The sequence below is a fragment of the Aquiflexum sp. genome (assembly GCF_041751335.1).
GTDB lineage: Bacteria > Bacteroidota > Bacteroidia > Cytophagales > Cyclobacteriaceae > Aquiflexum.
On sequence record NZ_JBGSXS010000340.1, the window covers coordinates 1 to 19,810 of the forward strand.

22 protein-coding genes and 1 tRNA gene are annotated in these 19,810 nt (G+C 38.5%); 19 read left to right on the forward strand and 4 right to left on the reverse strand.

The window, feature by feature from the left end; genetic code table 11:
• The first annotated feature begins 67 nt into the window (after positions 1 to 67).
• Complete coding sequence (locus ACEW8U_RS18940) at positions 68 to 1,084, forward strand: low specificity L-threonine aldolase (RefSeq protein ID WP_373523628.1); 1,017 nt, start codon at positions 68 to 70, stop codon at positions 1,082 to 1,084.
• Positions 1,085 to 1,164: 80 nt separating this feature from the next.
• Here ACEW8U_RS18940 and ACEW8U_RS18945 read toward each other — a convergent pair whose 3' ends face one another.
• Positions 1,165 to 1,389, reverse strand: coding sequence for a type II toxin-antitoxin system Phd/YefM family antitoxin (locus tag ACEW8U_RS18945; RefSeq protein ID WP_373523629.1), 225 nt, complete (start codon positions 1,387 to 1,389; stop codon positions 1,165 to 1,167).
• An 89-nt stretch (positions 1,390 to 1,478) separates the two neighbouring features.
• On the opposite strand from ACEW8U_RS18945, the gene ACEW8U_RS18950 reads away from it, so the two are divergent.
• From ACEW8U_RS18950 to tnpA, 3 genes are all read left to right on the forward strand, one after another.
• Positions 1,479 to 1,967: a hypothetical protein gene (locus ACEW8U_RS18950; RefSeq protein WP_373523630.1), complete on the forward strand. Its 489-nt coding sequence runs from the start codon at positions 1,479 to 1,481 to the stop codon at positions 1,965 to 1,967.
• A 168-nt stretch (positions 1,968 to 2,135) separates the two neighbouring features.
• On the forward strand, positions 2,136 to 2,789 hold the full coding sequence (locus tag ACEW8U_RS18955) for a hypothetical protein (protein ID WP_373523631.1): 654 nt from the start codon (positions 2,136 to 2,138) through the stop codon (positions 2,787 to 2,789).
• 331 nt (positions 2,790 to 3,120) lie between these two features.
• Positions 3,121 to 3,558, forward strand: a complete 438-nt coding sequence (tnpA, locus tag ACEW8U_RS18960) for an IS200/IS605 family transposase (RefSeq protein WP_373523632.1) — start codon at positions 3,121 to 3,123, stop codon at positions 3,556 to 3,558.
• A 454-nt stretch (positions 3,559 to 4,012) separates the two neighbouring features.
• Here tnpA and ACEW8U_RS18965 read toward each other — a convergent pair.
• From ACEW8U_RS18965 to ACEW8U_RS18975, 3 genes are all read right to left on the reverse strand, one after another.
• Positions 4,013 to 4,096: transfer RNA gene (locus tag ACEW8U_RS18965), tRNA-Leu, on the reverse strand.
• A gap of 83 nt (positions 4,097 to 4,179) precedes the next feature.
• Complete coding sequence (locus ACEW8U_RS18970; RefSeq protein WP_373523633.1) at positions 4,180 to 4,464, reverse strand: putative quinol monooxygenase; 285 nt, start codon at positions 4,462 to 4,464, stop codon at positions 4,180 to 4,182.
• On the reverse strand, positions 4,464 to 5,240 hold the full coding sequence (locus ACEW8U_RS18975) for an S-adenosyl-l-methionine hydroxide adenosyltransferase family protein (protein WP_373523634.1): 777 nt from the start codon (positions 5,238 to 5,240) through the stop codon (positions 4,464 to 4,466). Before ACEW8U_RS18975 ends, ACEW8U_RS18970 begins: the two co-directional genes overlap by 1 nt.
• A 103-nt stretch (positions 5,241 to 5,343) precedes the next feature.
• On the opposite strand from ACEW8U_RS18975, the gene ACEW8U_RS18980 reads away from it, so the two are divergent.
• The 15 genes from ACEW8U_RS18980 to ACEW8U_RS19050 all read left to right on the forward strand — a co-directional run.
• Entirely contained in the window at positions 5,344 to 6,345 is a 1,002-nt protein-coding gene (locus ACEW8U_RS18980) for a PhoH family protein (RefSeq protein WP_373523635.1), read from the forward strand.
• On the forward strand, positions 6,275 to 6,739 hold the full coding sequence (locus ACEW8U_RS18985) for a GNAT family N-acetyltransferase (RefSeq protein WP_373523636.1): 465 nt from the start codon (positions 6,275 to 6,277) through the stop codon (positions 6,737 to 6,739). Before ACEW8U_RS18980 ends, ACEW8U_RS18985 begins: the two co-directional genes overlap by 71 nt.
• A gap of 39 nt (positions 6,740 to 6,778) precedes the next feature.
• Complete coding sequence (locus tag ACEW8U_RS18990) at positions 6,779 to 7,315, forward strand: DUF3575 domain-containing protein (RefSeq protein ID WP_373523637.1); 537 nt, start codon at positions 6,779 to 6,781, stop codon at positions 7,313 to 7,315.
• Positions 7,316 to 7,401: 86 nt separating this feature from the next.
• The gene (locus tag ACEW8U_RS18995) at positions 7,402 to 9,366 is read left to right on the forward strand and encodes a ComEC/Rec2 family competence protein (protein WP_373523638.1); all 1,965 of its coding nucleotides are present in this window, start codon (positions 7,402 to 7,404) and stop codon (positions 9,364 to 9,366) included.
• 81 nt (positions 9,367 to 9,447) lie between these two features.
• Positions 9,448 to 10,224, forward strand: coding sequence for an enoyl-CoA hydratase/isomerase family protein (locus ACEW8U_RS19000; RefSeq protein ID WP_373523639.1), 777 nt, complete (start codon positions 9,448 to 9,450; stop codon positions 10,222 to 10,224).
• A 1-nt stretch (position 10,225) separates the two neighbouring features.
• Positions 10,226 to 12,136, forward strand: coding sequence for an ATP-dependent DNA helicase RecQ (locus ACEW8U_RS19005; protein WP_373523640.1), 1,911 nt, complete (start codon positions 10,226 to 10,228; stop codon positions 12,134 to 12,136).
• Positions 12,136 to 12,726: a hypothetical protein gene (locus tag ACEW8U_RS19010; protein WP_373523641.1), complete on the forward strand. Its 591-nt coding sequence runs from the start codon at positions 12,136 to 12,138 to the stop codon at positions 12,724 to 12,726. The genes ACEW8U_RS19005 and ACEW8U_RS19010 overlap by 1 nt, the downstream gene beginning before the upstream one ends.
• Before the next feature lie 4 nt (positions 12,727 to 12,730).
• Positions 12,731 to 13,282 carry an NUDIX hydrolase gene (locus ACEW8U_RS19015; RefSeq protein WP_373523642.1) on the forward strand — a complete coding sequence of 184 codons (552 nt, stop codon included), beginning with the start codon at positions 12,731 to 12,733 and terminating at the stop codon, positions 13,280 to 13,282.
• Complete coding sequence (locus tag ACEW8U_RS19020; RefSeq protein ID WP_373523643.1) at positions 13,279 to 13,728, forward strand: acyl-CoA thioesterase; 450 nt, start codon at positions 13,279 to 13,281, stop codon at positions 13,726 to 13,728. Before ACEW8U_RS19015 ends, ACEW8U_RS19020 begins: the two co-directional genes overlap by 4 nt.
• Positions 13,729 to 13,759: 31 nt before the next feature.
• Positions 13,760 to 14,470, forward strand: a complete 711-nt coding sequence (locus ACEW8U_RS19025) for a tetratricopeptide repeat protein (RefSeq protein WP_373523644.1) — start codon at positions 13,760 to 13,762, stop codon at positions 14,468 to 14,470.
• Entirely contained in the window at positions 14,470 to 15,456 is a 987-nt protein-coding gene (locus ACEW8U_RS19030) for an L-threonylcarbamoyladenylate synthase (RefSeq protein ID WP_373523645.1), read from the forward strand. The genes ACEW8U_RS19025 and ACEW8U_RS19030 overlap by 1 nt, the downstream gene beginning before the upstream one ends.
• A gap of 108 nt (positions 15,457 to 15,564) precedes the next feature.
• Entirely contained in the window at positions 15,565 to 16,764 is a 1,200-nt protein-coding gene (gene pgk, locus ACEW8U_RS19035; protein WP_373523646.1) for a phosphoglycerate kinase, read from the forward strand.
• A 165-nt stretch (positions 16,765 to 16,929) separates the two neighbouring features.
• The gene (locus tag ACEW8U_RS19040) at positions 16,930 to 18,057 is read left to right on the forward strand and encodes an ATP-binding protein (RefSeq protein WP_373523647.1); all 1,128 of its coding nucleotides are present in this window, start codon (positions 16,930 to 16,932) and stop codon (positions 18,055 to 18,057) included.
• A gap of 79 nt (positions 18,058 to 18,136) precedes the next feature.
• Positions 18,137 to 18,367, forward strand: coding sequence for a hypothetical protein (locus ACEW8U_RS19045; RefSeq protein WP_373523648.1), 231 nt, complete (start codon positions 18,137 to 18,139; stop codon positions 18,365 to 18,367).
• A 268-nt stretch (positions 18,368 to 18,635) separates the two neighbouring features.
• A partial coding sequence (locus ACEW8U_RS19050; RefSeq protein ID WP_373523649.1) for a ThuA domain-containing protein occupies positions 18,636 to 19,810 on the forward strand: 1,175 nt, incomplete at its 3' end.

Here is a 19,810-nt window from a genome sequence, read left to right on the forward strand (position 1 = left end):
AATTATTTCGCCGAAGGCATATTTCGTTTTATTTCGCAACGCATATTTTAAACCATTCAATAATAATATGATTATAGATTTACGTTCAGATACCCTAACCAAACCCACAAAAGGAATGCTTGAAGCCATGTGGGCAGCAGAAGTTGGGGATGATGTGTTTGGAGAAGATCCAACTGTAAATGCCTTAGAGCAAAAATTGGCTAGGATTTTTGGAATGGAAGCAGGGCTGTTCTGTCCCTCCGGTACCATGACCAATCAGATTGCTATCCGGTTGCACACCAGACCACAGACAGAGGTCATCTGCCATAAATATTCCCATATCTATCTTTACGAGGGAGGGGGTATCATGTCCAATTCCCATGCTTCTGTCAAACTCTTGGATGGAGATTATGGCAAAATTAGCGCTCAGGATATTGCGGAAAATATCAGTCCAGACGATGTACATGCCTGTGAGACTACTTTGGTTTCCCTGGAAAACACCATGAACAAAGGAGGGGGGAGTATTTATACTTTAGAGGAAGTAAGACCTATCAGAGAACAATGTAATCACCACGGGCTCAAACTGCATCTGGATGGTGCCAGGATTTTCAATGCCTTGGTGGAAACGGGAGATCATCCAAAGGATTGGGGTTCCCTGTTTGATACTATTTCTGTTTGTCTGAGCAAAGGATTAAGTTGTCCGGTGGGTTCGGTTCTTTTGGGAACCAAAGCCGATATCAAACAGGCAAGAAAAGTCAGAAAGGCCTTTGGGGGTGGGATGAGGCAGGCAGGGTTTTTGGCAGCAGCAGGGATTTATGCTTTGGATAATCATGTGGAAAGGTTAAAAGAAGACCATGCCCGTGCAAAGGAATTAGGTAAAATGCTGGAAAATCACCCCTTGGTTTCAGCAGTTTTTCCGGTTGCTACCAATATTGTCATTGCCAGACTAAATGGAATCTCCCCTGAAGAAATGCTCCACAAACTTGCTGCAAAAGAAATCAAAGGAGTCCGATTCGGAAAAGATCAGATCCGGTTTGTGACGCACTTGGATTTTGGGGATAAGGGGTTGGAGGAGTTTAGGGGGAGAATAAAGGAAATCAAGTAGAAATAGGTTTCACGAAATATTGTTGAAATATACTTGCATGAAATAAATTGAAATAAGCTCTTGATTCTCGAAAAGCTCTGTTATCCTTTTTTATACTCTTTCAATCCCCGAAGTAAACGTTCGGCGTTCTTTGGACTTTTCATCAAATAGAACGTTTCCTGCATACTTTCATAATCCGATTTGGAAAGTATTAAGACATCTTTACCATCGGTCCTTGTGACAAAAAGGGGACTGTCATCAGTAAATACTTTGTCCAAATATTTTTTAAGATTTTGCCTGAAGTTGGTGTAAGTGATAATTTCCATTGGTTTGTTTTAAAGTGAAAATAGAAATAAATTAGATCAAGACAAAAAGCTGTGCAGTGATATTATGTTAGTTTAATCAATCCTGAAAAATGCATCCATACATTCCACACTTGCTCGAAGATATTGCTGAGGCTTATATGGGGAAAACCCAAGAGGATTTCTCAAATCCCCAAAATTTGGAAAAACATTTTGAAGAAATCGAGAATTGGATTTCCCATGATCCGCCAAACACATTTGGTGATTATTTCGGTTTGAAAGTGGAGGATTTCCCGCCCCCAGATCAACTTTCTGAAGATGATATGACTACAATCTGCAAAGCTTTCAATAAAATGATGCAAAGTTGGAATTTGGATATTGAATTACCGGACAACCTGCCGATACCCATTGCATATCCAATGACGGTGGAAACCCTCAATGAAAAAACAGCAATTTTTAATCAGGGCTTTATGGTTTTTGATTATTGTTCTGGCTCTCCTGAAGGTTGTGCTTTTAAAGAATATTGTCCATGTATCGACCGACTTAAAGACCTTCCAAAAGATTTTGACTTGGATTTTGGGGATGAAGAACTTCCATATTGAAAGTTCGGGTCTTGCAGGAAAATTTTTTTTTATTACATTTATTTTGTATCTACAATAGGAAATTTGTTGACATCTACTCTAAGACTATTTAATTAAATCCTTTTAAGGTAGAGTGTCTTTTTAAGTTGGTTAGTTGTTTTTATTTAATAATCATATAATCCATTTCACATGAAAAAGTCTACAAGTTTAATTTTCATCATTTCTATGTTTTTGGTAGCATCTTGCGAGATGTTTGAAGGACCAGAAGGTCCCCAAGGTGTACAAGGAGAACAAGGTATACAGGGAGATCAGGGCCCGCAGGGAAATCCCGGATCCACTGGGGCAACCGGTCCGCAAGGACCTCAAGGAAATACTGGTCCAGCTGGCCCGACTGGCCCAGCGGGTCCAACTGGACCAACTGGTCCCGCTGGCCCAACAGGCCCTCAAGGTGAACAGGGTGAACCTGGGGAATCCAATGTCAGGCTTTACACTTTTCCGGCCCATAATTATGCGGTGAGTGCCTCTTATTTTGTCAGTATTCCAGCAATTGGTCCTCAGGTAGATGCCAATCTTTTCTTTGTGTACCTTGTCGATACAAGTGTTAATGTTAAATACCCGATTCCTGGTCAGGGTATCAGTGGTAACTCTACTTATCGAGTATGGTGGTTGGCTATAGGCGCTAATGTCAGTGTAAGAACTCAACGGAGTGCTGGACCTGGCGAAAATTATGGAGAGGTACGGGTAATTACCATCCCGATCACCCAAATGCCAGGCGGAAGACTAAATATGCCTGATTTGGATTTTGACAATTATGATGAGGTAGTCCGGTATTATGGTTTGTAAATTGAAACCTATGGTTATCTCTTAAAAATTTAAATGTTGTAATTTTAAACTATTTCCAAAAATTGCACAATCCCCTTCAAATGAAATTTTGAAGGGGATTGTTGTATCTAAGCTTGTCTAAATATAGGCTCTTACCATTTTCAGGTGGATTAGGTAAGTCATTCTTCATGATTTTTATCAATAGGAATGTGGCTTTAGCCGATTCACAAAGGAATGCATAATAAAAATAGGCTTTAGCCAAAAGAGATCCTTTGTTTACGATTGAATATTTCATCTCATTTATTTAAATTACCTATACTTAATTAAATTTTTCATTTAAACCACTTTTTCTATGCCAAATGTAAAGGTTTACATTCACTTTGTTTGGAGCACTAAAGACAGGGTGCCATTTCTGAACACAAAAGATTTGAGATTGAAAGTCTGGCAGCATATCAGGGAGAACGCTCAGAAAAAGGGGGTTTTTGTAGATTTTGTAAACGGTTATTCAGATCATTGCCACTGTCTGATTTCTCTTGGTGTAGATCAAACAATACAAAAAATCATGCAGTTGATCAAGGGTGAATCATCTTTTTGGATCAACAAGAACAAACTAACCTCTGAGAAATTTGAATGGCAGGATGAATACTTTGCTGTTTCCGTTTCAGAGTCTTTGTTAGAAAAGGTTAGGGATTATATCAGAAATCAAGAAGAACATCATAAACGAAAAACTTTTCAGGAAGAAACTGAAGAGTTTATTCTAAAATTTAGGTTCGAGAGATTTAAAGGGTAGTTTTTTAATTTGGCTAAAGCCGGGGTGATTAGGATTACTTTATTCTCCTCCAGCTAAAGCAGGAGTCTATTGATGATGAGGTGTGCATAATAAGATTGAGATTATTATCAATAGGAATGTGGCTAAAGACCATTTTTATGAATTTATGATCCAAAATGGGCTTTAACCAAAATATAATAGTATGATCAAAGGATAGATGATTTAATTTGGCTAAAGCCTGGGTGGTTGGGGTGCATTTTGAAATCCTCCAGCTGAAGCTGGAGGCAATTTATAGGAGATAATGACATCAATAGGAATGCTGCTTACTCTATTTGTAACTGAGGTGAATTTGGGGTTTATATCAATAGGAATGTGGCTTTAGCCCATTCATAAATGAATGCATAATGCAAATAGGCTTTAGCCAAAATTTCTTGGGGATAGGCATAAAAAAAGCCCACATTTCTGTGAGCTTCTGTACCCAGAGCCGGAGTCGAACCGGCACGAGTGTAACCTCATTGGTGTTTGAGACCAACGCGTCTACCAATTCCGCCATCTGGGCATTTCAATTATCCCCGTCCCTTGATGAGCGGGATGCAAATATGAGTAAAGATTCTTTTCCTTGCAAGCCTACTTAAGGCAGTTCTACATTTTTTTTGAACTAAAAGCAATTGGCTTTTCGGCAAAAAGTGGCTTGGTAACTGCCCAAACAGATTTAAATAACTCGGAATCACGGTATTGATTCAACGCTTTTTCATTTACCCAATGACTATACGTTGTGAAAATATTTTTTTGGTTTTCATCCTGCCAAAGTTCCAAATGATGACAGCCCTGAAAATTTCTGATCTTTTCTTTATTAGCCTCAAAGTTCTCCAAAAACTCGCCCACCTTATTTTCTATAAAGGTCATTCTGACTACACGTATCAGCATTATTGCGCTACTTGAAAATTGATAAAAACGGGACTGTCATGTCTCAGTCCCAATAAATCTGCTCCATGCCCAAGGTTGATACCTATTTCCAGTAGGTCAATGCTGTTGAAAAATGCAAAACAATCTCCCGCATCTACATCATCATAAGTTTGGTTAAGTTTTGGGAGTTTTTCCCTTCCGAATTCAAGGCTGTATTTTCCCGGGTTAAGCGTTTCGAAAACACTTTTGGGGATATTGGTGATCAGGTTACCATAATTGTCCACCCGGATCACATGACCCAAAATCTGCTTTTTCGAAGCTTTGAACTGTCGGGGAATCATCTTTTTGATCTGCATCAATGGTCCGCCAAAATCATGGATGGCGGCACCTGAAGCCACCTTTGCAGCGATGGGTGCAAGGATATCCTTAACCGGAAAGGTACTTGCCTTCACATGAACATCCGCAAACTTGACCACGATCCCCGGATCGAATTCTGACAATAAACTGAGTACACCGTTATTTGGGCCAAGGAAAATATGTTCATCGAGTTTGATGCCAATATAGCCTTCAGAGGTACTGCTAGTGCTGTTCATGGCTACAAGATGTACAGTTCCTTTTGGAAAATCCTTATAGATGGATTTCAGGATAAAGGCCGCATGTGCAATATCGTAAACATCAACTTTGTGGGTTATATCCACAATGTTAAGTTGGGGGTTGATGGATAACATTTTAGCCTTAACTGCTGGGACGTAAAAGTCCCCGTCTCCAAAATCTGAGGTGAATGTTATCAATGCCATAGAAGCAAGTCTGTTAAAATTTAGTATTTTTGTGATAGCTGTGAACAAAATTAGGGATTTTATCCTTACACCATAAGACAATTCATAAATCAAATAGAATAGCTTGGTAGAAAAGGTAATTACGTTAGAAAACATTCCGCTGCTGGACTTTTTAGGATCAGAAAATGAGAATATCCGTCAGATAGCTTCCGCTTTTCCCCAAAGCAAAATTGTATCAAGAGGTAATGAAATTCGGATTCAAGGCCGTGCACCCGAAATCCTCAGAATCAATGACCTTCTTAATATGCTGTTGCAACATTTCCACAGATTTGGACATGTGACCCCTGACAATGTCAAGGAATATATTGCATTGGAAGGTGCCCCTTTTGAAGAAAACCAAAAAGATGATGTCATTCTCTATGGTAACAAAGGCTTGGTGGTCAAACCCAAATCACCCAACCAAAGGAAATTAGTTGAGTCAGCTTTTAAAAATGACCTGGTTTTTGCGCTTGGACCTGCAGGAACAGGGAAGACCTATATCGCTGTTGCTTTGGCTGTTAGGGCATTGAAAAATAGGGAAGTCAAAAGAATTATCATTACGAGGCCTGCGGTTGAAGCTGGAGAAAACCTCGGTTTTTTGCCCGGCGATTTGCAGGAAAAACTTGATCCTTATTTGAGACCAATTTATGACGCACTTTCGGATATGGTTCCACCTGAAAAATTAAAATATTATCAGGAAACAAGGGTAATTGAAATTGCGCCTTTGGCCTACATGAGGGGAAGAACATTGCATGATGCATTTGTATTGTTAGATGAAGCTCAGAATACAACAAATGAGCAGATAAAGATGTTTTTGACCCGGATGGGTCCCAATTCCAAAGTGATCATTACAGGAGATCAAACTCAAGTAGATTTACCCAACCGTCAGAAATCAGGGCTGAAAGAAGCATTACATGTATTGAGGGATGTGAAGAATATTGGCATAGTTACTCTAAGTGGAAAAGATGTAATCAGACATAAATTGGTCAAATCAATCATAGAAGCGTACGAAAAAGATGAAAACCAAAGAGAAGAAAGAAGAACAGCTAATCCTGGTGGAAAAAGTACTGACGGAGGAGCAGATTAATACCATCTTTAAGATCAGAGAGGATGTATTTGTTATAGAACAGGAAGTGGATCCTTCAGAGGAGTATGATGAATTTGAATCTTCTTCAACCCATTTTTTAGCAAAAGTAAATGGCCAACCTGCCGGGACTGCCCGATGGAGGTTTACGGAAAAAGGTGTCAAATTGGAAAGATTTGCAGTGCTAAAACCCATGAGGTCAAAGGGCGTCGGTTTGGCTCTTGTGAAGGCAGTTGTGGAAGATATAGCAGCACATTCTGAATCAAAAGGTAAGAAACTGTATATGCATGCACAATTGGATGCAATGCCTTTGTATGCCAAGTTTGGTTTTCAAAAAGTTGGTGAAATGTTTGAGGAATGTAATATTCAGCATTTTAAAATGGAATTATATTTGTAATCCGAAAAAAACTATAATATTTGAATTAAAATTTTAATCATGAAAAAATTAATTTTAGCAATCATAGGTTTTTCACTTGCAACTGCCCCGGTGTTTTCTCAATCATTAGTGGATCCCAAAGGCGAAGTGAGACTCAATTTTCTAAACACTATTTTCTTGGGATCTGTTGAATTGGGATATGAACAATTTACGAGTTCAGACCAATCAATAGGTGTGGAATTGCATGTTAATGACAGATTTGGTTACAGTTCTGCAAAGAATGGCAGAGATTTTTCCGTTACTTCAGTTCTGGCTTCTTATAATTTTTATTTTGCTGGTGATGATAATGGAAAGGTTTATGTCTCTCCATTCTTTAAATATCGTTTTGGCGAATACAGAGAGGCTTTGGACAATACCATCTCCATTACCAACATGAATTCTGGCTACATCGGTCTGATTGGTGGTTATAGATGGAATTTCAACAATTTTGCATTCGGTCCTTTTGCATCTATTGCCCGTGGGTTTTCCCAAGAAGTTGCTGATAAATTTTCTGCTGTGGAATTCAAAGCTGGCTTCAATGTAGGTTATAGATTTTAAATTTATCCGATTAATTTCAAGTTAAAGGAGCTCGAAGGGGCTCCTTTTTCTTTTTTTATAGGTAAATTCATAGAAACTTTTCTGCTATGAGGTTCTCTGAATTTCCTTTTTTGAGGTACGTGGTTTTTTTCATCCTAGGGGTTGTAATTTATTCCTTTTTTGGAGAGAATATTCCTAGGAATGTCATTCTTGTAACAATCGTCTCTGTCTACTTGGTCTACCTGATTTTGGTTGGAATCAATATTTACCAACATGCCTATCGGTTCAAAATCATTTTGCCCAACTTGGCCTATATTCTATTTGTTTTCTTCGGATTGTATTTTGCCAATGATACCGATATCAAAAATCAACCCGATCAACTCCTTAATGTGGAGGTGCCAATACAAAGTTACTTAGGTACAGTCCTGTCAAATGATGAAGCAAAACCAAATTCTATTGCGAACAGGTTTTTGGTCAGGATGGGATTCAGTGATGGGCAGGAAATAGCTTTCACGGGAGAATTATTGATCTATCATCGCTCCGAGAAACCACTTTACCCTGGAGATGTTATTTTGGTATCAGGGAATCCTCAGACAATTCAAGGCCCTAAAAACCCCAATGAATTCAATTACCAAAGATTTATGATGAGACAAAAGATTTCGCATCAGCATTTTATCGCAGATCGGTTTGAAGTGATTGGCAAGGTAAATGAAAGACCTGTAGAGGAATTTTTTATTGGAATCAGGACTAGAATTATGGAGAAAATGGATTTTTATTTTAAAGAGCAGGCAAATTTACAAGTCGCAAAAGCATTGCTTTTGGGGCAGAAAAAAAACCTAGACAAAGAAGTAAGCGAGGCCTATTCTACAGCAGGGGCCATGCATATATTGGCAGTTTCAGGTTTGCATGTCGGTATTATCTATGGATTTTTCTTTCTATTTGTCAAACCTTTTAGACTGAAGGTATCCAAAAGGGTGCTGTATTTATCTTTGATTATTATTCTGATTTGGGGTTATGCAATGTTGACGGGAATGTCCCCTTCTGTGATGCGGGCGGCAACCATGTTTTCTCTGATGGCTTTGGCACAGATGAAGTCCAGGAGCCCCTCCATTTTCAACGCCATAGCTTTATCTGCTCTGATTTTGTTGGTTTTAGATCCATTTCTGATTTATGCAGTTGGTTTTCAATTATCCTATATAGCTTTGTTGGGTATCTTGGTGATTCAGCCTATGCTGGTCAGACTATGGCTGCCCGGAAACCGATTTTTGGAATATGTATGGCAGATCAGCACAGTTGGCATAGCTGCACAGATGGCTACATTTCCAATCTCTGCTTACTATTTCCATATTTTCCCGACTTATTTTATTTTGTCCAATTTGGTGGCGATACCAGGTGCTTTTTTGATTATGTCTTTTGGGGTGCCATTTATGGTTGTTGCAGAAGTTCCGATTCTATCAGGAATTTTAGCTTGGTTGACCGAAAAGCTTATTGGTATGGTCAATGTGATTGTTTTTTGGATACGGGATTTGCCAGCTTCAAAAATCTCTGAAATAAGCCTTTCAGTTTGGGAGGTGGCTTTCTATTGGTCATTGCTGATTCTTTTTCTTCTTTTGTGGGTCTATCCTGGGAAAAAGCTGGGAATTACTTTTTTAACACTGATAATTATCGCAGGAATTATTAGGGTTATAGACGTTATTTTTCAACACAGAAACAGAGAACTATATATTTATGGATTGAATCAGGGCAAGGCAATGGATTTTTTATATAAGGCTAGTTTGTATTCTTTTGAGGAGAATATATCCAAAGATTACACTTACAGTATTTTACCCAATAGAAGCGCATTAAAGACCTTTAATTCCTATTCCATATTGGCTTTTCAAACTGAGCAAGGTCTGGATTTGATCTTGCCTGAAATTGATGGAAATCTTCTGCTTCAAGATCAACTATTGATACTCACAGATAACCTGCAGGATAAAGATGTTTTCGAATGGAAAGACGGTTCTTGGCAAAAATCAAAAATATCCGACACATTGGACTTGGGTGAAAAAGCCCTTAAAGTCCGATTTAAATAGGGTGAATTTTGGAAGAGCAAAAGCTGTACTCTATCTTTCAATAGAATAAGCATTCCTTTGTTTAACAATAAAGACCGAAAAATGAATCATCCCCTCAATGCTTTTGTAAAAGATAGAATAGGCTATCTTGAACTGAACAGACCAGAAAAAAGAAATGCACTGAATTCGGAAATGGTGGTGGCTTTGAAAGGTGGAATTCAAAATTTCAATGAAGACAAAGAGGTGAAAATCATCGTTATAAAGGCTGCTGGAAAAGTATTCTGTTCGGGTGCCGACTTAAAATACCTACAATCCCTGCAAAGCAATACTTATGAAGAAAATCTAGCTGACAGCCGTAGTTTAAAGGATTTGTTTTATATGATCTACACTTCGCCCAAAGTGGTCATTGCGGAGATTCAGGGGCATGCGATAGCCGGAGGATGTGGTTTGGCTACCGTATGTGATTTTTCATTTTCAGTAAACGAAGCAAAATTCGGATATACAGAGGTGAAAATTGGGTTTATTCCGGCCATTGTGAAAGTTTTTCTGATCAGGAAAATCGGGGAAGGAAAAGCCAAACAGTTATTATTGGACGGTGATCTGATTTCTGCAGCTGAAGCAAAGGAAATGGGATTGATCAACTGGATTGTTGAAGAGAATGAGTTAGAGAATAAGGTATTTACATATGCTCAAAAGCTTATCAAACAGAATTCCGGTCAATCCATGGCATTGACAAAGGAAATGATTGCAAAGGTGCAGGAAAGAAGTCTCGACGATGGATTGGAATATGCTGCTTCCATGAATGCGAAAGCCAGAGGTACTGCAGATTGCCAAAAGGGAATTGCAGCATTTTTGAACAAGGAATCTATACAATGGTAATTTGAAGGACAGGGCCCACGATATTCTCCAATCAGTTTTTGGTTTCAGTGATTTTCGTCCTGTTCAGTTGGATATTGTTATCTCAGTGATTCAAGGCAAAGACTGTTTGGCATTATTGCCTACAGGAGGGGGGAAGTCCATTTGTTTTCAGGTCCCTGCTTTGGTAATGGATGGAATTTGTTTGGTGATCAGTCCTTTAATTGCCCTGATGAAAGATCAGGTCGATAACCTCAAAAAAAAAGGGGTATTGGCAGCTGCCATTTATTCCGGGATGGGAAAGAGGCAGATCGATACGGTTTTGGACAATTGCATTTATGGAAATTATAAATTTTTATATGTTTCTCCAGAGCGGCTCAAGACTGAGATTTTTATCGAGCGCTTCAAGAAGATGAAAGTCAACCTGATCGCAGTGGATGAGGCACACTGTATTTCCCAATGGGGTTATGACTTTCGCCCGCCCTATCTTGAAATCGCTAAAATCCGTGAGTTTCACCCCAAAGTACCCTGTATGGCTTTGACAGCTTCGGCGACATTAAAGGTCAAAGCGGATATTGTGGAAAAACTGGAGATGAAATCCCCTGAGATTTTTGTCAAATCCTTTTCCCGAAAAAATCTCAGTTATTCAGTTCGTATGGCCGAAAACAAACTGGAAAAATCAATCGATATTCTCAGAAAGGTTCCCGGTACAGCGATCCTATATGTACGAAGCCGAAAAGGAACCAAAGAGATTGCATCGGTTCTCCATCAAATGGGTATTTCTGCTACGTATTATCATGCAGGACTGGACAATGCAGTTAGGGAAGTCAGGCAACAAGATTGGAAGCTGGGAAGGGTAAGGGTAATGGTGGCCACCAATGCATTTGGAATGGGGATAGATAAGCCTGATGTAAGGTTAGTGATTCACCTTGACCTTCCGGAACACCTTGAAAACTATTATCAGGAAGCAGGCCGCGCAGGGAGGGATGAGAAAAAAGCTTATGGGGTATTGCTGACGAATGAACAGGATTTAAAAGTTTTGGAAGAAAGGGCAACCATTGCCTATCCTCCTCTTGATTTTCTTAAGAAAGTGTACCAAAGCCTCGCAAATTATTTCAGAATGGCAGTCGGCAGCGGATTTATGGAGAGTTATGGATTTGAAATTTCTACCTTCACCGGTACATATAATCTGGACTTAATGACCACTTACAATTCACTGAAAGTATTACAAGAAGAAGGTTTATTGGAACTCAATGAAAGTTTTTTCTCTCCCTCTTCCATTCATTTTTTAGTGGATCAGAGCAAATTGTATGAATTTCAGATTGCCAATGCAAAGTTGGACGTCTTGATCAAAGTGCTGTTGAGAATGTATGGTGGTGAGCTATTTGTGGATTTTATCAGAATCCAAGAATCCAAGTTAGCCAAAAGCCTTGGGATGCCCGAAAAAGATTTGCTACAACAGCTTGAGTACTTGGATCAAGTAGGGATTCTTGCATATGACAAGCGAAAAGACGTTCCACAGATCACTTTTTTGACCGAAAGGTATGACGCGGGAAAACTGCCTTTAAATGCCAAAAGGATTGAAGAAAGAAGACAAAATGCCGTTTCAAAAGCCAAATCCATGATCAGTTATGTAAGAAATTCGGCTTCCTGCAGGGCCAATCAGATTTCATTTTATTTTGGAGAGTTGGTAGAGAATGATTGTGGTATTTGCGATGTATGTATTGAAAAAAAGAAATCAATTGAAACATACTATTTGAGCATGAAAGAAAAGATAATTCAAACTTTAAGAGATGGAAAAGAGTTTTCTTTAAGTACTATTCAGGAATTGCCTGGATTTAAAAATGACAAAAACACCGTTGAAATCCTACGTGAGATGGAAGAAGAAGGTCTGATTTTGTCAGAACCTAATGGAATGTATAAAATAAAAAACTGATGGCTTCCTTTATAGATGACGTATTAGGAAAATTGTTTCCAAAAAAATCAAATCCTGTCAATATCAAAGAGAATTTTGTTCAGACAACGGACGAAATAGAAAATACCGACGCTTGGATGATATCCAATGAAGGGGAAGCTTTGATGAATTTGGTTTTCAAAAATTATCATTTCAAAACATCGGGAATGAACAGTCACCCGGAAGTTCATATTCTGAAGAGTCCTTATGCTAATGGATTTGCAGTTTCTTACGAAAGTCCATTTAATGAAAAAACTTTTTCTCAACTTTTCTTTGCTTTTGGCAGGCGAATGTTAGATTTGGGATATCAACGTGTAAGTCTTGACAGAAAAATTGAAGAAATTCAGGAAAATGTCAGGATGATTGAAAAACAATATTTTAAACCACCCCTCAGAAACGTTGATTTTACCGAAAAATTAGATCAAATGTTTGGTAATGTCAGCATTGAAAAGGTAAGTATCAACGATAAGCCCAGCTTCCTTAAGGTTCTAGTCACCGTTTACTCAGATCATCTTTACCTTGAGGCAAGACCGTTTGATCTTTTTATCGAAGAATTATTCCAAAGCCAATGAAATTATGAACAGAAAAAAACTAAGAGAAAATCTTGAAAGGTACCGTACCCCTTTTGAAGAAGAAGGGTCATTTGTTCAGGATTTCATAGAACTTACCCATGATGACCTGGCTTTTGTAAGGGAGAGATTACAGGGACATTTCACTGCATCTGCGTGGATAGTCAATAAAAGGAGAACCCATACATTGATGACCCTTCACAGAAAACTTAACAATTGGCTTCAATTGGGAGGACATGCTGATGGTCATGAAAATCTTCTTGAAGTTGCGTTGGCTGAAGCACAGGAAGAAAGTGGGCTAACTTCACTGCGATTAGTGGATTCTGGAATTTTCGATATTGACAGACATACCATACCTCAGAGAGGAGATGTCCCTGAGCATTTTCATTATGATGTACGTTTCTTGATCGAAGCAGAAATGAACGAACCATTGATTATTTCTGAAGAAAGTAAGGATTTGGCGTGGATTCCATTTGATACAGTAGAGGATTTGGTAGGTCCCAACCCATCAATTCTTAGAATGCTGGAAAAAACCAGTAAGTCTGAAATTCTGCTATGAAAAAATATAATGTAGAGGATGTATTGTCCTCTTTTTCTTTTTCAGTGCCTATACAAGTAAGGTTTTCAGACATTGACAGCTATATGCATGTCAATAATGGTATTTTTTTTAATTATTTCGAGCATGCTAGGGCTTCTTATCTTTTTGAGTTTTGTGGTTGGGATATTTTGAAAACAGGGACAGTTGTAGCCAATGTTCAGATTGATTACAGACAACCTATCCATGTAATGGACAAGCCAACTGTTTATGTTAAGTGCATAAAAATAGGGAAATCCTCATTTATCCTGGAACAAGTAGTAATGGGGCCAACAGAATCAGGTGAGGTAAAAATTTTCGCTGAATCTGAGACTACTATGGTTGCTGTGGATATGGATACCATGAAGCCTGTTCCTGTTCCAGCAGAATATGCAGCAAAAATGCTGGGAGAGTCTTCCAAGAAAGCATAATTCCCTATCTTTGCCCAAAATTTAAAAATCCGTGAAAAAATACTTTATTTGGATTGCTTTAGTGGCCCTGATTCTCTCTTGTAGTCCATCCGAGCAAGAACTTTTTGATGAAGGAGTGAAACTAATGGAATCTTCTCAATATCAACAATCAGTTTCCTATTTTGACAGAGTGATTCAAAAAAATCCCGAAAACACTTCGGCCCTAAATGCCAAAGGTGTAGCATTGTTTCAACAAGCGAAATATGATGAAGCCATAGCGTCTTTTTCAGAAAGTATAGAAAAAGACAGTACTTCTTATAAGCCATTCTTTAACAGAGGGAATGCCTACCTTGAAAAGAAAATGTATAAAGAATCACTATTGGATTACAATATGGCCAATGGGCTAGATTCCCAACAGATTGATGTTAATTATAATAGGGGATTAGCTTTACTTGGACTAGAAGAATATGAAGATGCGATTTTTGATTTTGATATAGTTATACAGGCGGATTCAAACCAAGCCTTGGCACATTTTAATAGGGCAAAGGCACAATTGGGGAACAATGACCCTGTCGCTGCCATCGGATCTTTAGTCAATACAGTCAATCTTGACAATAGAAATGGGGCGGCTTATTATCTTTTGGGAGTCACTCAAATGAGTGCATTTGGACAGAAAGACGATGGCTGTGCAAATCTCAAATTGGCACTTAATCTTGGTTTCGCAGAAGCCAAATCTTGGATTGAAGATTTTTGTAAAGAATAATGGCGGAAATAGGACAAGATATTGCCAAAGCCAAAGCTTTTTTGGAGCGGGGAGAATTAGTAGGGATTCCTACTGAAACTGTATATGGGCTGGCAGGAAATGGACTCAATCCGGATGCTGTTGCTAAAATTTTCGCTACTAAAAATAGACCTGATTTTGATCCCTTGATAATTCATACTTCTTCTATTGAAAGAGTATTGGATTTTACAATTGAAATTCCTGAAATACTGAGACTCTTGGGAGAGAAATTTTGGCCCGGACCTCTGACGCTATTGCTCTCCAAAAAAAACATTGTTCCTGACCTTGTCACAAGTGGATTGGATATGGTCGCCGTTAGGATACCTGACCATTCGCTCTCAATGGATTTATTGAATATATTGGATTTTCCATTGGCAGCACCAAGTGCCAATCCTTTTGGCTACATCAGTCCTACCAAGGCCTCCCATGTCAATGACCAATTGGGCGATAAAATCCCTTATATTTTGGATGGGGGACCTTGCGAAGTTGGACTGGAAAGTACTATTGTTGGAGTTGAAAATAATGAGGTGGTGATTTATAGACTCGGGGGGCTTGATGTAAAAGATATAGAAGCTTTGGTTGGGAATGTGAAAGTGAGGACCCAATCCAGTAGTAATCCCAAATCTCCCGGGATGTTAAAAAGCCATTATGCTCCGCAAAAACCATTTATCCTTGGAGATCTTAAAACTTTGATTGAAGAATATCAATCAAAGGGAATAACTTTTGCGGTCTTGTCTTTTGGAGATGGTTCAAGGAATGTATCGACTGGCAAACAAGTCCAACTCAGTCCAAGTGGAAACCTTAATGAAGCAGCTAAAAATTTATTTGCATCTATGAGGGCTTTGGATACCATGGATGTTTCCGTAATTTTATCAGAACTTTTGCCTGAACAGGGTTTGGGCAGGGCAGTCAACGACAGGTTGAAAAGAGCGGCTACTACTAGAGACTGCAATCCAACATCTGATTAATTTGAGTTGCCTTTTAATTAGAAATTAGATCATATTGACAAGAATGGAATTGACTTGAGTCAATAAGTATATTTCTTCTATCATAGAACCTTTTAAACAATTATAAACATGAACAGCAGAATCAAAAGTGTAGACAATCTGGACTTCAAAGGAAAAAAAGCCTTGGTAAGGGTTGATTTCAATGTGCCCTTGGATGAGCACCAAAACGTAAGTGATGATACAAGGATAAGTTCAGCTATACCAACTATAGAAAAAATTCTTGATGATGGCGGTTCGGTAATTTTAATGTCCCACTTGGGAAGACCAAAAGATGGTCCAACTGAAAAATACTCCTTAAAACACATAATCAATGACCTTCAAAAATTGGTTGGCCATTCGGTCAAATTCGCTCCGGATTGTATAGGCCAAGAAGCAAAAAATCTTGCATCAGGGCTAAAACCCGGTGAGATATTGCTTTTGGAAAATCTGAGATTTTATAAAGAAGAGGAAAATGGCGATGAGGAGTTTGCCAAAAAACTTGCAGCACTTGGGGATGTGTATGTAAATGATGCTTTTGGAACTGCCCATAGGGCACATGCATCTACTGCAGTGATTGCCCAGTATTTTAGTACCAAGGCAAGTGGCTATCTACTTCAGTCTGAATTGGAAAATGCGGATAAGGTTCTTGAAAATCCCGAAAAACCTTATACTGCGATTATGGGAGGTGCTAAAATATCCGATAAGATATTGATTATTGAAAGGTTATTGGAGAAAGTGGATAATCTGATTATCGGCGGAGGTATGTCATATACGTTTTCCAAAGCCAAAGGAGGAAAAATTGGAGATTCCCTATGTGAAGAAGATAAACTTGACTTTGTTTTGGAGTTGATGAACAAGGCCGAAGAAAAAGGAGTGAATATTATCCTGCCATTGGATACTGTTACCTCCAAAGCTTTTGCCAATGATGCGGAACAAGGCCTTGCCAAGGCCGGTGAAATACCTGATGGATGGATGGGATTGGATATCGGACCCGAAACCAGAAAATTGTTTGCAGATGTGATCAAATCCTCCAAAACTATCCTTTGGAACGGTCCAATGGGTGTGTTTGAAATGAGCAGCTTTGTCAATGGAACCATTGCAGTAGCTGAGGCAATAGCCGAGGCTACCGAAGGTGGTGCATTCTCACTTATCGGTGGAGGAGATTCTGCTGCTGCGGTCAACAAATTTGGATTTGGAGAAAAGGTATCTTATGTTTCTACCGGTGGAGGTGCTTTACTCGAACATATGGAAGGTAAAGTATTGCCTGGAGTAGCTGCATTGATGCCATAGATATTAAAATTATTCTATAAAAATCTATAAAAAATAAAGTAAAAAAGACCGATTTATTTGGCCTTTTTTCTTTTATATACCTATATAGTGCTATAAATGATGTTTTTATGTAACAAAATGTTAGTAACATTTTGTTAGTAACATTTTGTTACATAAATTTCAGTTATGAAAGGAGAAACTCCATTTCCGACAACTGGATATACGGGTCCTGAAAATTTCTGTGATAGGCTAGAAGAAACCTCCAAAATCATAAGATTATTGGAAGGTGGGCAGTCCATTACTTTGGTTTCCGTGAGACGTATGGGCAAAACTGCTTTGATCAAACATGTTGAACACACGCTTGGCAATAACTGGATGTCACTTTATCTGGATATTTACAAGACTGAAAATTTCGCTGAACTTCTTAACGAATTGGCAACTGCCATACTTCAGAACCTAGAAGAAAAAAGTTCTATGGGAAGAAAAATTTGGAATTTCATGAAATCGATCAAACCTACCATTCAGTTCAATGAACTTTCAGGATTACCAAGTGTGAGTTTTGATGTTCAGCCAGAGGTTGCCAAACAAAATATTAAAGCAATTTTTGAGATTTTGGAGGTACAAAAAGTCCCTGTTTTGATTTCTATCGATGAGTTTCAGCAGATCACCCAATACCCAGAAAAAAATGTAGATGCATGGCTAAGAGGTGTCGTACAGCAATTGAAAAACGTGGTGTTTATATTTTCTGGAAGTCAGCATCATATCATGACCGAATTGTTTAACCATCCAAACAGACCATTTTTCAGCAGTACCAGTTTCATAAGGTTAGGTAAAATTGATAAAGAAATTTATGAGGAGTTTATCAAAGAGAAATTTGAGAATGCGAAATGGAAAGTGGATGAAGCGGCTATCAATGAATTGCTTGAATGGGCAGATGTGCATACATACTATGTTCAGTTGTTGTGTAATAGGATTTACCATGCAGGACACAAGAAGTTGATTTCATTGGCATGGAAAGTTGAGGCAATGCGAATCATGGAGGAGATCGAACATACCTATTTTAATATCAGAAATCTACTTACCAAGGCACAATGGGATGTGTTGACTGCAATAGCAAAAGAGGAAAAGGTGTTTTCTCCAACAGCAGGAGATTTTTTGAAAAAGCACGATTTGAAGAGTTCTGCAGGAGTATTGAGGTCCTTGGACGCTCTGATTGAAAAGGAAATAGTTTATTTTGATTATGATGAATTAGGAGATAGATATTATCGAGTCGTTGACTCTTTGATGATCAGATGGTTTCAGAATAATTACTGAAGATCAAAAGTTTGTATGGATTGCATTTGTGGTTTGGATGAAAACACTATTTTTGAGGTTGTTTAAAATGAATTGGATTATGATAAGGATTTTGGTCTTTTGCTGCTTGATGTTAATTACAGGTGCCTGTCTTGAGGTAGAAACTATCAATCAAACCTGCACTGTGGTCATGAATGATGGGACTATTCTGGAAATCAGCCGCGATATCAGGAGAAATAGCAAAACCGGTACGATTACTTACCGTGACGAGGATGATAAGTTATGGTCAATTTTTCAGGAAGACTATGAAAGTTATTCCTGCGGAAATTGAGATCATGATATTTAGCAGTCTCTGAATTTAATTCTATTTGTATTTTTTGATTCGGTCATCCTCACCAAACCTTTGGCCCTGTCTTCAATTCTAAACCTCAGTTTTCATAGGCAACTAACTGACCATTTTTGTTCAGGTCTTGAATTTCAATCCCTTTTCGTTTAAAATTGATTGCGCATATTTGCCAACCTTACTGATAATTATCCATTTGTACCAATGATTTAATTTCAGTCTTCAATTCTCATTATATTTCCCAAAAATTAAACCTATGATAACCCTTAATTCCCTGGAAAAAGGTTTCCTTCTATTATTCTCAATTGTACTTCTCATATTTTCTTGTAACAACAAAAGGAGCGGAGATCCCAAAGTTCTTATATTCAGTAAGACCGCGGGTTTTTATCATGAATCCATACCAGACGGAATAGCCGCCATCATGAAATTGGGATCAGAAAATGGATTTGAAGTTGATACTACAACCAATTCTGAACTCATCAATGAAGAAAATCTAAAGCAATATGCTGCTGTCATTTGGCTCAGCACTACCGGTGAGGTTCTTGACCATTATCAGAAAGCAGATTTTGAGAGATATATTCAGGCAGGGGGTGGCTATGTGGGAATACATGCCGCTGCGGATACTGAATATCATTGGGGTTGGTACAATAGACTTGCAGGCGGGTATTTTTCTTACCATCCAGGTATAGGGGATCCTCACCCCAATGTTCAGGATGGAACTTTGAATGTTACTGACAGGAATCATCCCACTACCCGTTTTTTACCTGAAATCTGGAACAGAAGAGATGAATGGTATCATTTCAAAAAACTCAATCCGGATGTAAATGTGCTGATTGATATTGATGAGGATAGTTATAAACATACCAAACCCATGGGATTTCACCCGATGGCATGGTACCATGAATATGATGGTGGCAGGGCTTTTTACACAGCTGGTGGACATACCAATGAATCATTCGAAGAAGAATTGTTTTTACAACATGTTCTTGAAGGAATCAGATATGCGATAGGGGAAAATAAAAATTTAGATTATTCCAAAGTCAAAACTCACAGGGTTCCAGAAGAAAACAGGTTTGAGAAGAAAACATTGATACTAGGGGAGTTCACCGAACCTACGGAAATGACAATTCTGCCCAATTTGGATATTTTGATTGCGCAGAGAAGAGGAGAGGTACTTTTGTACAAAAACGGTGATTCAGTGGTCAGAGAAGTTGCAAAGCTTGATGTCTATTGGAAATCAGAAGCGAGAGGTGTCAATGCTGAGGAAGGTTTGATGGGGATTCAAAAAGACCCGAATTTTGCAAATAACGGATTTGTTTTTGTTTTTTATAGCCCGACAGGAGATCATGAAGTCAACAGACTTTCCCGGTTCAAATTTGCCAATGACCAATGGGACATGGCTTCCGAAAAAATCATTTTGGAACTGTATTC